The organism is Methylobacterium sp. E-065 (genome assembly GCF_022829605.1).
Taxonomy (GTDB): Bacteria; Pseudomonadota; Alphaproteobacteria; order Rhizobiales; family Beijerinckiaceae; genus Methylobacterium.
Genome location: NZ_JAKSYD010000054.1, coordinates 34,792 through 48,857, shown reverse-complemented (window position 1 = coordinate 48,857; position 14,066 = coordinate 34,792). Strand labels below are relative to the sequence as shown.

Genomic DNA, 14,066 nt, shown 5'->3' with positions numbered 1-14,066 from the left:
TGCACCACCCCCACCCCCGCCCCTCCCCGCAAGGGGGAGGGGAGGGCGTCGTCTTACGCCGCCTTCAGCTTCTTGGCCTTCTCCTGGGCCTGCTCGATCGTGCCGACCATGTAGAAGGCGGCCTCGGGCAGGTCGTCATAGTCGCCGTTCACCAGGCCCTTGAAGCCCTTGATGGTGTCCTCAAGCGGCACCTGCACGCCCGGAGAGCCGGTGAACACCTCGGCCACCGAGAAGGGCTGCGAGAAGAAGCGCTCGATCTTGCGGGCGCGGGCCACGGTCAGCTTGTCCTCCTCGGACAGCTCATCCATGCCCAGGATCGCGATGATGTCCTGAAGCGCCTTGTAGCGCTGCAGGGTCTGCTGGACGCGGCGGGCGACGTCGTAGTGCTCCTCGCCCAGGATCGCGGGCGAGAGCATGCGCGAGGTCGAGTCCAGCGGATCCACCGCCGGGTAGATGCCCTTCTCGGCGATCGAGCGCGACAACACGGTCGTGGCGTCGAGGTGGGCGAAGGAGGCGGCAGGCGCCGGGTCGGTCAGATCGTCGGCCGGCACGTAGATGGCCTGCACCGAGGTGATCGAGCCCTTGTTGGTGGTGGTGATGCGCTCCTGCAGGGCGCCCATGTCGGTGGCGAGCGTCGGCTGATAGCCCACCGCTGAGGGAATGCGGCCGAGAAGCGCCGACACCTCGGAGCCCGCCTGCGTGAAGCGGAAGATGTTGTCCACGAAGAACAGCACGTCCTGGCCGTCGTCACGAAACTGCTCCGCGATGGTCAGGCCGGTGAGCGCCACCCGCGAGCGGGCACCGGGCGACTCGTTCATCTGGCCGTAGACCAGGGCGCACTTGGAGCCCTCGGCCGAGCCACCATTCTCCTTCGGGTCCAGGTTCACCTTGGACTCGATCATCTCGTGGTAGAGATCGTTGCCCTCACGGGTCCGCTCACCCACGCCGGCGAACACCGAGTAACCCGAGTGCACCTTGGCGATGTTGTTGATCAGCTCCATGATCAGCACGGTCTTGCCGACGCCGGCGCCGCCGAACAGGCCGATCTTGCCGCCCTTGGCGTAGGGGGCGAGCAGGTCCACCACCTTGATGCCGGTGACGAGGATCTGCGCCTCGGTGGACTGGTCGGCGTAGGAGGGGGCCGGCTGGTGGATGGCGCGGTAGGTGTCGGTCACGACCGGACCGGCCTCGTCGATCGGCTCGCCGATGACGTTCATGATCCGGCCGAGCGTGTTCATGCCGACCGGAACCTTGATCGGCTCGCCGGTGTCGGTGCATTCCTGGCCGCGGGTCAGGCCCTCGGACGTGTCCATGGCGACGCAGCGGACGGTGCTCTCACCGAGCTGCTGGGCCACCTCGAGGACGAGGCGAGCGCCGTTGTTCTTGGTCTCCAGGGCGTTCAGGATCTCGGGCAGATGGCCGCTGAACTGAACGTCGACCACGGGGCCGATGACCTGGATGATCTTGCCGACCTTGCTGGAGCCGGCGCCGGGGAGTGCGGTGTTCGCCATCGTGTATCTACCCTTCAAGCTGTGCGGTCGGGAAACGGCGCCCTAGAGGGCTTCCGCACCCGAGATGATCTCGATGAGTTCTTTGGTGATCATGGCCTGACGCGTGCGGTTGTAGATCAGCGTCTGCTTCTTGATCATCTCGCCCGCGTTGCGGGTGGCCGAATCCATGGCGCTCATGCGCGCGCCCTGCTCGGAGGCGGCGTTTTCCAGGAGCGCCCGGTAGATCTGCACCGTCAGGTTCTTCGGCAGCAGCGTCTCCAGGATCGCCTCCTCGGAGGGCTCGAATTCCAGAGCGGCGTTGCCGATGGTGGCCTTCGCGGAGGTGTCGGCCGCGGGCAGTTCCGCCGGGATCAGGCGCTGCGCGGTCGGGATCTGGGAGATGACAGACCGGAACTCGGAAAAGAACAGGGTCGCGACGTCGAACTCGCCGGCCTCGAAGCGCGTCAGGATCTTGTTGGCGATCTCGGACGCGAACTCGTAATCGACCGGGCGGTTGCCGCGGATGTCCATGCTCTCGACGATCTGGTCGCGGTACAGCCGGCGCAACTGGTCGTTGCCCTTCTTGCCGACCGTCATGATCTTGACGGTCTTGCCCGCTGCGGTGAGCTTCAGGATGTGTTCCCGGACCGCCAAGCGGACGATCGAGGAATTGAACGCACCGCACAGGCCGCGGTCGCCGGTGCAGACGACGAGGAGGTGGACCTGCTCGGCACCGGTGCCGGAGAGCAGCTTCGGGGCGCCGACGCCGCCGACCAGATTGCCCGCGAGATTGCCCAGCACCTGAGACATCTTCTCGGCGAAGGGACGGCCGGCCTCGGCAGCCATCTGCGCCCGGCGCAGCTTGGCGGCGGCGACCATCTGCATGGCCTTGGTGATCTTCTGCGTCGCCTTCACCGAGGTGATGCGGTTGCGCAGGTCCTTCAAACTCGCCATCGGGTGAGGTCCAGGTCCGTTCTATGGGCCTCTCCTCCCCTCAGCGGGAAGGAGCCGGAAGTTCGGGCGGTGCAGGCGGCCGAAGCCCCGTGCACCGTCCAAGATCCCCCCCCCGAGGGGAGGGGCCTCACATCAGGCGATCGACTTGACCACGCCCTCGACCACGCTCTTCAGCTTGCCGGCGTTCTCGTCCGACAGGTCCTTGGAGGTGGCGATGGCGTCGAGCAGGTCCTTGTGCTTCGTGCGCAGCGTGCTGAGCAGGCTGTCCTCGAAGGGGCGGATCTTGGCAACCGGGAGCTTGTCCAGATAGCCATTCACGCCGGCGTAGATCACGGCGACCTGCTCTTCCATCTTCAGCGGCGAGAATTGCGGCTGCTTCAGGAGCTCGGTGAGCCGCGAGCCGCGGTTCAGGAGTTGCTGGGTCGAGGCGTCGAGATCCGAGCCGAACTGCGCGAAGGCCGCCATCTCGCGGTACTGTGCCAGCTCGCCCTTGATCTTGCCGGCGACCTTCTTCATCGCCTTCGTCTGGGCCGAGGAGCCCACCCGCGAGACCGAGAGGCCGACGTTCACCGCCGGGCGGATGCCCTGGTAGAACAGGTCGGTCTCGAGGAAGATCTGGCCGTCGGTGATCGAGATCACGTTGGTCGGGATGTAGGCCGAGACGTCGTTCGCCTGGGTCTCGATGACCGGGAGCGCGGTCAGCGAACCGTTACCGGCGGCGTCGCCCATCTTGGCGGCGCGCTCGAGCAGGCGGCTGTGGAGGTAGAACACGTCGCCCGGGTAAGCCTCACGGCCCGGCGGGCGGCGCAGCAGCAGCGACATCTGGCGGTAGGCCACGGCCTGCTTGGACAGATCGTCATACACGATCACGGCGTGCATGCCGTTGTCGCGGAAGTACTCGCCCATGGCGCAGCCGGCGAACGGCGCGATGAACTGCATCGGCGCGGCGTCGGAGGCGGTGGCCGCGATGACGATGGAGTATTCCATCGCACCCTGGTCCTCCAGAACCTTCACGAACTGGGCGACCGTCGAGCGCTTCTGGCCGATGGCGACGTAGATGCAGAAGAGCTTCGCCTTCTCGTCGCCGCCTGCGGCGTGGCCCGGCTTCTGGTTGAGGATCGTGTCGAGCGCGATGGCGGTCTTGCCGGTCTGACGGTCGCCGATGATCAGCTCGCGCTGGCCGCGGCCAACCGGGATGAGGGCGTCGATCGCCTTGAGGCCCGTGGCCATCGGCTCATGCACCGACTTGCGCGGGATGATGCCCGGGGCCTTCACGTCGACCCGGCGACGCTCGGTGGACTGAATCGGGCCCTTGCCGTCGATCGGGTTGCCGAGCCCATCGACCACGCGGCCGAGCAGGCCCTTGCCGACCGGCACGTCCACGATGGCGCCGGTGCGCTTGACGGTCTGGCCTTCCTTGATCTCACGGTCGGAGCCGAAGATCACGATGCCGACGTTGTCCTGCTCGAGGTTCAGGGCCATGCCCCGGACGCCCGACTCGAACTCGACCATCTCGCCGGCCTGGACGTTGTCGAGGCCGTAGGCGCGGGCGATGCCGTCACCGACGGACAGGACCTGCCCGACCTCGGAGACCTCGGCTTCCTCACCGAAGTTCTTGATCTGCTCTTTCAGGATCGCGGAGATCTCGGCGGCGCGGATGTCCATACTCGGGCCTCTGTCGCTAAAGCGTCTATGTGTGTTCGGGTCGGATGGGGGCGCTTACGGCGCAGCCCGCATCGCGAGGCGGATACCGTTGAGCTTGGTCCTGAGCGAGGCGTCGACCATGCGCGAGCCCATCTTCACGATGAGGCCGCCGATCAGGCTCGGATCAACCACGAGGTCGACATCGACCTCGGCCTTGGCGATGTCGCGCAGGGACGCCTTGATCTCTTCGATCACGGTGTCGGACGGCTTCTCGGCCACCCGCACCTCGGCGCGCACGATGCCCTTCGAATCCTGCACCAGGGCGCGGAACGCCGCGATCATGTCGGGCAGCGCGAAGAGCCGGCGGTTCGACGCCGCCAGCCGGATGAAGTTGCCGGCGAGCCCGCCGATCCCAGCCTTGTCGAGCACGGCGACAATGGCGCCCGCCTGCTCCTCGGCGCTGAAGACCGGGCTGCGGACGAGGCGGCGGAGATCCGCGCTCTCCTTCAGCAGCGTGTCGAAGCGATTGAGGGAGTCGGCGACCGCGTCGACCTGGCGCTCGTCGCGCGCGAGATCGAACAGGGCGGAAGCGTACCGGCCCGCCACGCCTGCAACCAGGGGACCAGCCTCGGAACCGTTCTGCGCCACCCGTCGCTCTCTTCTCTGGTTGCCCGCCCGCTCCGCGCGCTCCGGCAGGAGCGCGGTGCGTGACCGTTCGGGACGTGGGATCGCGCCGGCAGCGGATAGGGTCGAGAACCATCCTCGCGGCGCGGCGACCGCCTAGCATGCCAGCATGGCCGCGCGCAACACGGCAGGCGCGTCTCGCAGCGCGTGAGGACGGCAGAAGTGTGACGCAGGCCCCGCCTCAGCAGGCCAGCCGGTCGCAGCGCCGGACGCTGGCGATCATCTTCGCCAGGGCACCGGCGCCCGGATGACCGAGGATGCCGCTGTTTCCGAGTACGTACGAGGGCGTGGCATAGAGCCCGAGATCGGCGGCCATGCGCATCTGGCTCTTGAGCGCCACGCGCACCTCCTCGCTGTCGGCAATCTCCTCGACCTCCGCCTGCGGGATCCCGAGGGCAGCCGCGGCTGTCAGCGCACCCGGCCCGTCGATCCGGCCGGGCTTGCCCAGCAGCGTTCGATAGAAGCCCCAGGCGGCCTCCGAACCGAGCCTGCGCTGGACCGCCAGCATCACCTTGGCGGCCTGCGCCGATTGCGGCGACAGAATCGGATTGTGGACAAGCCCGATCCGCAATTCACCGTCGCTGTCGTGCAGCGCCACCATGTCGGCAGCGGCCTTCCGACAAAACGGGCAGTTGAAATCGTAGAACTCGTAGAGCGTGGTGCCGGCCTCGCGCGGTCCGACATAGGTGACGCCGCGCAGGGCAGGGATCTGGCCGGTGATCTCGCCCGGCAGGACCGTGTTGGCGACCGCCCGCCCGTCGTCCCCAGTGACGGCGACGCGCTGCCCGTAGGATTGCGCGGCCGCATGGCCGAGACCGGAACCCAGCGCGGCACCAGCGGCTGCGAGGAAAAGACGTCGGGAGACCGGCATGGGGTTCGTCCAGGGCATCACGGGTCCGCCCGGACTTCGCCGGGGCGGGCCTTGAGCGAAACCAGGGGCTCGCGTCGGTTTGATGGCCGAACGGCGTGAACGCGCGGCCTATCGCAGGCCCTTCGGTCGGTCACCCGCCGCCCAGGCCAGGGCCTGCTCCAGCCGGTCGTTGCCCCAGAACAGCTCGCCGTCGTCGACCAGGAAGGTCGGAGCCCCGTAGATGCCACGCGAGCGCGCCTCCTCGACGTTGACGCGGAGCTTGGTCTTGTTGGCCTCCGCGGCGGCGGCGCGCACGGTTTGGGTCCCGTCGAGGCCGAGTGTGTCGAGGATCTCGGCGACCGCCGCAGGCTCCGCGATGGAACGGCCTTCGGCGAAGCTCGCGGTGAACACCGCCTTCGAAAAGGGCACCAGCCAGTCCTGATCCTGGCCGAGCACGGCGACCCGCACCGCGCTCAGGCTGTTCTGCGGAAATTGCGCGGGCTTGGTCAGCGGCGGCAGGCCGAGGCGCGCGGCCTCGCGCTCCACGTCGCGCCACATGTTCTTGCCCTTGGCCGCGTAGAGATTGAACGGCGAGGTGGTCCAGCCCTGGGAGGCGAAGAGCGGCCCGACCAGGAACGGCCGCCACCGGATCGCCACATCGGCCTCCGCGGCCGCCGCCTCGACGCGCATCGCCGCGAGATACGAGTAGGTCGAGGCGAATTCGTACCAGAACTCCAGAATCGGCTGGCGCGCCATAGACTTCGCTTCTCCGAATGCACTTTCGCGGCGGTGATCACAGGCAACGCCCGCGCCGTTTTTCCACGGCCGCAAGGCCGCCGTGAGGCGAAACGCGGCCGATCCTTCGGCAAAGGCTACGCGCCAAGCGGCACGCCGGTTGCAGGCCAATCCCACCCGCGATAAGCGGCACAAGCCCTCTCCCAGTTCCGGAAGCCGCATGTCCGTTCCCGCGAAGAGCCCCGTGAAGAAGGTCGTGCTGGCCTATTCCGGCGGGCTCGACACATCGATCATCCTGAAGTGGCTGCAGACCACCTACGGCTGCGAGGTCGTGACCTTCACGGCCGATCTCGGCCAGGGCGAGGAGCTGGAGCCGGCCCGGCGCAAGGCCGAGCTGCTCGGCATCAAGCCCGAGAATATCTACATCGAGGACCTGCGCGAGGAGTTCGTCCGCGACTACGTCTTCCCGATGTTCCGGGCCAACGCCGTCTACGAGGGCGTCTATCTTCTCGGCACCTCGATCGCCCGGCCGCTGATCGCCAAGAAGCAGATCGAGATCGCCGAGCGCGTCGGGGCCGATGCGGTCTGCCACGGCGCCACCGGCAAGGGCAACGATCAGGTCCGATTCGAGCTCGGCTACTACGCCTTGAAGCCGGACGTGACGGTCATCGCCCCCTGGCGCGAGTGGGACCTGCGCTCCCGCGAGCAGCTCATCGCCTTCGCCGAGCAGCACCAGATCCCGATCGCCAAGGACAAGCGCGGCGAGAGCCCGTTCTCGGTGGACGCCAACCTTCTGCATGCCTCATCCGAGGGCAAGGTGCTGGAGGATCCGGCCGTCGAGGTGCCGGACTACGTCTACTCGCGCACCCTCTCCCCCGAGGAGGCGCCGGACCAGCCGACGGTCATCACGATCGGGTTCGAGCGGGGCGACGCGGTTTCGATCGACGGCGAAGCGCTGTCACCCGCGAACCTGCTGGCGAAGCTGAACGAGCTGGGCCACGCCAACGGCATCGGCCGGCTCGACCTCGTGGAGAACCGCTTCGTCGGCATGAAGAGCCGCGGCATGTACGAGACGCCGGGCGGCACGATCCTGCTGCCGGCCCACCGGGCCATCGAGTCGATCACCCTCGACCGCGGCGCCGCGCACCTCAAGGATCAGCTCATGCCGCAATACGCGGAGCTGATCTACAACGGCTTCTGGTTCTCGCCGGAGCGCGAGATGATCCAGGCGCTGATCGACCGGAGCCAGGAGAAGGTCACCGGCACGGTGCGGCTGAAGCTCTACAAGGGCGGCATCCACGTGATCGGCCGCGAGAGCCCGCACTCGCTCTACGACCAGGATCTCGTGACCTTCGAGGAAGGCGCCGTGGCCTACGACCACCGCGACGCGGCGGGCTTCATCAAGCTCAACGCGCTGCGGTTGCGGACGCTGGCGCAGCGCAAGAAGCGCGAAGGCTGAGGCATCAGGCCGGCTTCCAGACCGCGGACGATCCCGCGCACTGGAAGTCGCCCGGCCCGAGATCGGCATACCGCAAAAAAATCTGGAGGGCCGGCTGCATCTCGCGGTGGAGCCGGATCCGGTGCTTCTCCGCGTCCTCGTCGTCGTTGGCCGCCGCTTCCGGCACCGCCGCGAGATGGCGGCCCATGGCGGCGGTGTAGGTGTCACCGGCTCCATAGGGCTGAGTCGGATCCACCCGCGGCACGTCCCCCGCCGGGTCCCAGTCGAAGACGAGGTGCGGGATCAGCGCGAGGTGCTCGGCGGTCACCGCGAAGGTGATGTGCTCCGGCGTCTCGCCCGTCTGCGCATCCCGGAAGACATCGCCGACCGTGCCGTGGTCGAGCTTCGCCAGGCCGTTGTGATACTGGTAGCGGCCGGGCTTCAGCTGCGCGTTCTGGACGAAGACCGCCAATCCCTTTTCCAGCGCGCGATGCTCAGCCGCGGCCTCCTCGTCGTCGCCGGTCACGTTGGCGATGTCACCGTCCCGATCGAGGCTCCCGTAGGGGGCATCCGGATGGATGGTCGGCGCGCCTGGCTCGGCGCCGCCCCAGGCCACGACCATGCGGCGGAGCAAGGCGATGCGCTCCAAGGTCAGGTCGTAGACGGCGTCGCTCATGGGTGTCGGCCCTGGTTTCGGTTCTGGCGCATGTCTTACAGACCGGATTCGGCGGCTGCTACCGCCGCCGTTAGTCGTTTCCGTCGCGGTTCATCCGGCAGACGGCGTTTCGTTTCTCCGGTTGCGCCGAGCGGGGGCCGTGCCGGCCCGAGCCGGGTCATGGGCTCCACGGTCGCCCGAGACGGAAGCCGAATCGGCACTTCTCCAAAGCATACCGATGGCGCGGGCGACGGCTCCACCGACTCACCCGGCCACGGTATGAGGCCGGGATGCACCTGCTCGATCGCTACCTTCCAATCTATCAGTTCAGCGAAGTGCACGCCTGCGACGTGGCTGCTGGTCCCGCGGCGATCATCGACAGAGTCGTCGCCTATCGACCGGAGACGGACCGCGTCGTCCGATTCGCGATCGGCCTGCGGGAACTGCCGACGCGCCTTTTGGGAGGGCAAAGTGCGGCGCGTCCGGCCTTCGGTCTGCACGACTTCACGCTGCTCGACCGCAGCGACGATGCGATCGTCTGCGGTCTGATCGGCCGGTTCTGGCGGCCAGATTTCGACCCGGAGCGGGTTGCCGACAGTACGGCCTTCCACGACTCCGACGCACCGCATGCCGCCAAGCTCGCCCTGGCCTTCGTGGTCCGGCCCGGTCCCGGGGGCCGGACCCGGCTCATCACCGAGACGCGGGTCTTCTGCGCGAGCCGGGCCGCGCGGCTCGCGTTCACGCCCTATTGGCTCCTGATCCGCCCGGTGAGCGGTCCCATCCGGCGGCGCGTGCTCGCCGCGATCAAGCGCGACAGTGAGCGCCCTTCGAGCCCGGGACGGGTCATCGCCGCACACAGCTCGTGAGCCCCTCCACCTGACCCATCATGGCCTGGATCCGCGCGGCGCGGCGGCGCACGCCGGGGGAGGGACGTCCGGCGCTGCGCAGGATCGGGTTCGGCAGGACGGCAGCGAGAAGCGCCGCCTCGGCGCGGCTCAGGCGACTCGCATCCTTGCCGAACCAGTGCCGGCTCGCGGCCTGGGCGCCGTAGATCCCGTCGCCCCACTCGGCAACATTCAAATAAATCTCCATCATGCGCCGCTTGCCCCAGAGGGTGTCGAGGGCAAGCGCCAGCGGGATCTCGACCGCCTTGCGGATGTAGGAGCGGCCGGGCCACAGGAAGACGTTCTTCACCGTCTGCATCGCGATGGTCGAGGCGCCGCGGCTCGGCGAATCCTCGTCATCCACCACGTCGCGGATCGCCGAGAAATCGACGCCGTGATCGAGGCAGAAGCGCTGATCCTCGGAGGCGATCACAGCCAGCACCAGGGCCGGGGCGATCCCGGACAGCGGAACCGGATCGCGGCTGACCGGCTGAAGCATCAACCACCGACCCAGCATCAGGGTCGACGGCGGCATCACCGCGCTATAGACGAGCGCCAGACCCAGCACGAGGACGAAACCGATGGCGGGGAGCAGCAGCAGCGTCCCCACGATCTGCCGGACCCGGCGGGAGCGCCGCGGGCGGGCGCGCGGAAGATTGCGTTCCGCCGCCCCCGCCATGCTGCCCACCCCGCTCACCGCGATTTCGTTCCCGTACAACTGACACGCGATTGGTTTTCGCAAGGCCAGGACCGGACGTAGCGCTCGATGACCCCGACATCCTCAACGCAGGCCCCGACCGGTTCGGTCAAGGCTGGCACGCAAGCCGTCGAGTTTACCCACAGGTTGACTGAGGTCGCCGGGACGGTCGAGACCTTCCTGGTCGAGCGCCTCGGCCCGGAGGTGGGCCCCGGCGAGATCGCCCGGCCGCCCCGCCTGATGGAGGCGATGCGCCACGCGGTTTTGGGCGGCGGCAAGCGCCTGCGCCCGTTCCTCGCGATCGAGACCGCCCGGATGCTCGGCGGTTCCGAAGCGGCGGCGTTGGCGGCCGGCGCCGGGATCGAGCTGGTGCATTGCTACAGCCTCGTCCACGACGATCTGCCAGCCATGGACGACGACGATATGCGCCGCGGCAAGCCGACGGTGCACAAGGCCTACGACGAGGCCACCGCGATCCTGGTCGGCGACGCGCTCCAGACCTTGGCCTTCGAAATCGTGGCCGACCCGACCTGGCAGCCGGATGCGCGGATCCGGGCCGACCTCGTGCTCGGCCTCGCCCGGGCCTCGGGCCTCGGCGGCATGGTCGGCGGCCAGCTCCTCGACCTGACCGCAGAGGGCCGGTTCGGCGCGGCCAATATGGATGTGGACGACACCCTGCGCATGCAGGCGATGAAGACCGGCGCGATCCTGGCCTTCTCGGTGGAGGCCGGCGCGATCGTGGGCGGCGCCGATGAGAGCCAGCGCGCGGCCCTGCTGCGCTACGGCCTCGCCCTCGGGCAGGCCTTCCAGATCGCCGACGACATCCTCGATCGGGAAGCCTCCCCCGAGGCGATGGGCAAGGCCACCGGCAAGGACAAGGACGCCGGCAAGGCGACGCTGGTCGACCGCCTCGGCATCGACGGCGCACGGTCCGAATGCGACCGCCTCGTCGGCGTCTGCGAGGACGCGGTCGGCTCCTGGGGCGAGAAGGCCCGCATCCTGCGGGACGCCGCCCGGTTCACGGTGGCGCGCAAGACCTGAGTCTGGTTTCGAATGGTCGAGACCTTTCGCGGGTCCAGGGCAGAGCCCTGGAGACCATCTCAGGGCTCTGCCCTGAGAACCCGCCATAGGGCTGAGCCCTTTGGAAACCCGAAATCATCGTTGGAGCGGCGCCGGAAGAGCCGGCTCCCGCCCGATCAGGCCTTGTTCTTGTTGTAGACGTCGAGGCAGACGGCGGCGAGCAGCACGATCCCCTTGATCACCTGCTGGTAATCGACGCCGATGCCCATGATCGACATGCCGTTGTTCATCACCCCGATGATGAAGGCGCCGATCACCACACCCGAGACCTTGCCGATGCCGCCGGAGGCCGAGGCGCCGCCGATGAAGCAGGCCGCGATCACGTCGAGTTCGAAGCCCACGCCCGCCTTCGGCGTCGCGGTGTTGAGCCGGGCGGCGAAGATCATGCCGGCGAGGCCCGCCAGCGCGCCCATATTGGCGAAGGTCAGGAAGGTGAGCCGCTCGGTCTTGATACCGGAGAGCCGCGCCGCCTTGAGGTTGCCGCCCAGCGCGTAGATCCGCCGCCCGATCGTGGTCCGGGTCGTGACGAAGCGGTAGAGCATCACCAGCACGAACATCACGAGCAGCACGTTCGGCAAGCCGCGATAGGCGCTCATCTGGTAGGCGAAGGCCAGGATCACGATGGTGGTCGCGCCGTTCCGGAAGATGAACGAGGCCCAGGAATCCGCCTCGCCGCCGTTGCGGACCCGCGCCCCGCGGCGGCGCCAGTTCAGGCCGACCAGGATCAGCGACAGGGCGGCCGCGATCAGCAGAGCGGTCCAGGGGCCGGCGAAATTAGTGAGGAAGCCTTTGGAGAGGAGTTGGAACACCTCCGGGAACGGGCCGATCGAGGCGCCCTGCAGGAGGGCCAGCGTCACGCCGCGGAACACCAACATGCCGGCCAGCGTGACGATGAAGCTCGGAATGCCGAGATAGGCCACGAAGTAGCCCTGCATGCCGCCGATGGCTGCGCCCACGGCCAGGCATATGATCGTCGCCGTGAACGGATCGAAGCCGAACCGGACCATCAGCATGGCCGCGAGCGCGCCGACAAGACCCACCACCGAGCCGATCGACAGGTCGATATGGCCCGCCACGATGATCAGCATCCCCAGTGCCATCACCACGACGTAGCTGTTCTGGAGAATGAGGTTGGTGAGGTTCAGCGGCTGGAACAGCACGCCGCCGGTCGTGTACTCGAAGAACAGGGTGATGACCGCGAGCGCGAAGACCAGCCCGTAGTCGCGCAGCTGCGCCATCGACAGAAAGCCCCGCTGGGCACGGGACGCATTGGCAGACATGGAGGCGGACAGTCCTTCTGTGGCCGAGATCATGGGCTTGCTCATGGGGATATCGGTCATCCGTTCAGGTCCTTGGAGCGCATGATCGCGCGCATGATCGCTTCCTGGCTGGCCTCCTCGCGCCGGAATTCGCCCACGAAGCGCCCGTCGTTCATCACGTAGATCCGGTCGCACAGGCCGAGCAGCTCGGGCATCTCGGACGAGATCACCAGCACGCCCCGGCCCTCATCGGCCAATTCATTGATGATGCTGTAGATTTCGTACTTGGCGCCGACATCGATGCCACGCGTCGGCTCGTCCAGGATCAGCACCTTGGGCTGTGTGAACAGCCACTTGCTCAGCACGACCTTCTGCTGATTGCCGCCCGACAGGTTCACCGTCTGCTGCGCCACGCCGAAGGAGCGGATCCGCATCTTGCTCCGGTAGCCGCTCGCGACCCGGTGCTCCGCGTCCTCGTCGATCACCGTCGCCGTGGATACGCCCGGCAGGTTGGCGAGCGTGGTGTTCTTGGCGATGTCCTCGCCCAGCACGAGGCCGAGCTGCTTGCGGTCCTCGGTGACGTAGGCGATCCCCGCGGCGATCGCCTTGTCGATCGCCGAGACATCGACGTCTGCACCGTCGATCCGCACGGTGCCGCTGATGCCCTGCCCGTAGGAGCGTCCGAAGATGCTCATGGCGAGCTCGGTCCGGCCCGAGCCCATCAGGCCGGCGATCCCGACAATCTCGCCCCGGCGGACGGTCAGGTTGACCCCGCGCACCACGGTCCGGTCGGGATGGATCGGGTGATGGGCCGTCCAGTCCCGCACCTCCATCAGCACGTCGCCGATCTTCGGCTCGCGCACCGGATAGCGGTTCGCCATCGTGCGCCCGACCATGCCGCGGATGATCCGGTCCTCGTCCACCGCCTCGTTCCGGCAATCGAGCGTCTCGACGGTGGTGCCGTCGCGCAGGACGGTGATCCGGTCGGCGACCTTCGAGATCTCGTTGAGCTTGTGCGAGATCAGGATCGACGCGATGCCCTGGTCCTTGAAGCGCAGAAGCAATTGCAGCAGCGCCTCGCTGTCGGTCTCGCTCAGGCTCGCGGTCGGCTCGTCGAGGATGAGCAGCTTGACCTTCTTGGACAGCGCCTTGGCGATCTCCACGAGCTGCTGCTTGCCGACGCCCAGATGGGTCACCAGCGTATCGGGGTTCTCGTCGAGCCCCACGGTGGCCATCAGCTCGCGCGACCGGGTGTAGACGCGGTCCTGGTCGATGATGCCGAAACGCGCCGGCTCGTTGCCGAGGAAGATGTTCTCGGCGATCGACAGGAACGGCACCAGCGCCAGCTCCTGGTGGATGATCACGATCCCCAGGCGCTCGCTGTCGGAGATGTCCCGGAAATGGCCCGGGCGGCCCTCGTAGACGATCTCGCCCTCATAGGAGCCGTGCGGATAGACGCCGCTCAGCACCTTCATGAGCGTCGACTTGCCAGCGCCGTTCTCGCCGACAAGGGCGTGAATCTCGGCGGGCGCGACGGCGAGGTTGACGTCGCTGAGGGCCTTCACGCCGGGGAACGACTTGGAAATCCCCCACATCTCGAGGACGGGCTGCATGCGACCTTTTCCGGCTCGGTTTGCGTCGCGTGGTTCCCCCCTGCAGCGCGATCGGGAACGGCGCGAAATCCTTGGCTCGACGC

The 14,066-nt window shown here is 67.7% G+C and carries 13 protein-coding genes; 3 read left to right on the top strand and 10 right to left on the bottom strand.

All coding sequences use genetic code 11. The features are described 5' to 3' along the window. Positions 1-53: 53 nt before the first annotated feature. The 6 genes from atpD to MKK84_RS04835 all read right to left on the bottom strand — a co-directional run bounded on the left by atpD (position 54) and on the right by MKK84_RS04835 (position 6,378). Complete coding sequence (gene atpD, locus MKK84_RS04860; protein ID WP_243917010.1) at positions 54-1,511, bottom strand: F0F1 ATP synthase subunit beta; 1,458 nt, start codon at positions 1,509-1,511, stop codon at positions 54-56. A gap of 42 nt (positions 1,512-1,553) precedes the next feature. Next, a complete protein-coding gene (locus MKK84_RS04855; RefSeq protein ID WP_243916997.1) occupies positions 1,554-2,444 on the bottom strand; it encodes a F0F1 ATP synthase subunit gamma in 891 nt (296 codons plus the stop codon). A gap of 132 nt (positions 2,445-2,576) precedes the next feature. Further along, positions 2,577-4,109 carry a F0F1 ATP synthase subunit alpha gene (atpA, locus tag MKK84_RS04850; protein WP_243916995.1) on the bottom strand — a complete coding sequence of 511 codons (1,533 nt, stop codon included), beginning with the start codon at positions 4,107-4,109 and terminating at the stop codon, positions 2,577-2,579. Positions 4,110-4,163: 54 nt separating this feature from the next. Further along, complete coding sequence (locus MKK84_RS04845) at positions 4,164-4,736, bottom strand: F0F1 ATP synthase subunit delta (protein WP_243916992.1); 573 nt, start codon at positions 4,734-4,736, stop codon at positions 4,164-4,166. A gap of 217 nt (positions 4,737-4,953) precedes the next feature. Continuing rightward, positions 4,954-5,643 (bottom strand): DsbA family protein, encoded by a 690-nt coding sequence (locus tag MKK84_RS04840; protein WP_243916990.1) that lies wholly within the window; start codon positions 5,641-5,643, stop codon positions 4,954-4,956. A 108-nt stretch (positions 5,644-5,751) separates the two neighbouring features. Beyond that, on the bottom strand, positions 5,752-6,378 hold the full coding sequence (locus MKK84_RS04835) for a 2-hydroxychromene-2-carboxylate isomerase (RefSeq protein ID WP_243916988.1): 627 nt from the start codon (positions 6,376-6,378) through the stop codon (positions 5,752-5,754). Positions 6,379-6,577: 199 nt separating this feature from the next. On the opposite strand from MKK84_RS04835, the gene MKK84_RS04830 reads away from it, so the two are divergent. Next, positions 6,578-7,816, top strand: a complete 1,239-nt coding sequence (locus tag MKK84_RS04830; RefSeq protein WP_243916986.1) for an argininosuccinate synthase — start codon at positions 6,578-6,580, stop codon at positions 7,814-7,816. A 4-nt stretch (positions 7,817-7,820) separates the two neighbouring features. On the opposite strand, the gene MKK84_RS04825 is transcribed toward MKK84_RS04830, so the two are convergent. Beyond that, entirely contained in the window at positions 7,821-8,471 is a 651-nt protein-coding gene (locus tag MKK84_RS04825) for a hypothetical protein (protein WP_243916984.1), read from the bottom strand. 269 nt (positions 8,472-8,740) lie between these two features. Between MKK84_RS04825 and MKK84_RS04820 the strand changes: the two genes are divergently transcribed. Beyond that, positions 8,741-9,316 (top strand): hypothetical protein, encoded by a 576-nt coding sequence (locus MKK84_RS04820; RefSeq protein WP_243916982.1) that lies wholly within the window; start codon positions 8,741-8,743, stop codon positions 9,314-9,316. Here MKK84_RS04820 and mtgA read toward each other — a convergent pair. Continuing rightward, entirely contained in the window at positions 9,294-9,944 is a 651-nt protein-coding gene (mtgA, locus tag MKK84_RS04815; protein ID WP_243917238.1) for a monofunctional biosynthetic peptidoglycan transglycosylase, read from the bottom strand. The two genes, MKK84_RS04820 and mtgA, sit on opposite strands and share 23 nt — an antisense overlap. Before the next feature lie 156 nt (positions 9,945-10,100). On the opposite strand from mtgA, the gene MKK84_RS04810 reads away from it, so the two are divergent. Continuing rightward, positions 10,101-11,072, top strand: coding sequence for a polyprenyl synthetase family protein (locus tag MKK84_RS04810; protein ID WP_243916980.1), 972 nt, complete (start codon positions 10,101-10,103; stop codon positions 11,070-11,072). A 155-nt stretch (positions 11,073-11,227) separates the two neighbouring features. Here MKK84_RS04810 and mmsB read toward each other — a convergent pair whose 3' ends face one another. Next, complete coding sequence (mmsB, locus tag MKK84_RS04805) at positions 11,228-12,391, bottom strand: multiple monosaccharide ABC transporter permease (RefSeq protein ID WP_243917236.1); 1,164 nt, start codon at positions 12,389-12,391, stop codon at positions 11,228-11,230. A gap of 56 nt (positions 12,392-12,447) precedes the next feature. Then, positions 12,448-13,983 (bottom strand): multiple monosaccharide ABC transporter ATP-binding protein, encoded by a 1,536-nt coding sequence (gene mmsA / locus MKK84_RS04800; protein WP_243916978.1) that lies wholly within the window; start codon positions 13,981-13,983, stop codon positions 12,448-12,450. Positions 13,984-14,066 lie beyond the last annotated feature (83 nt).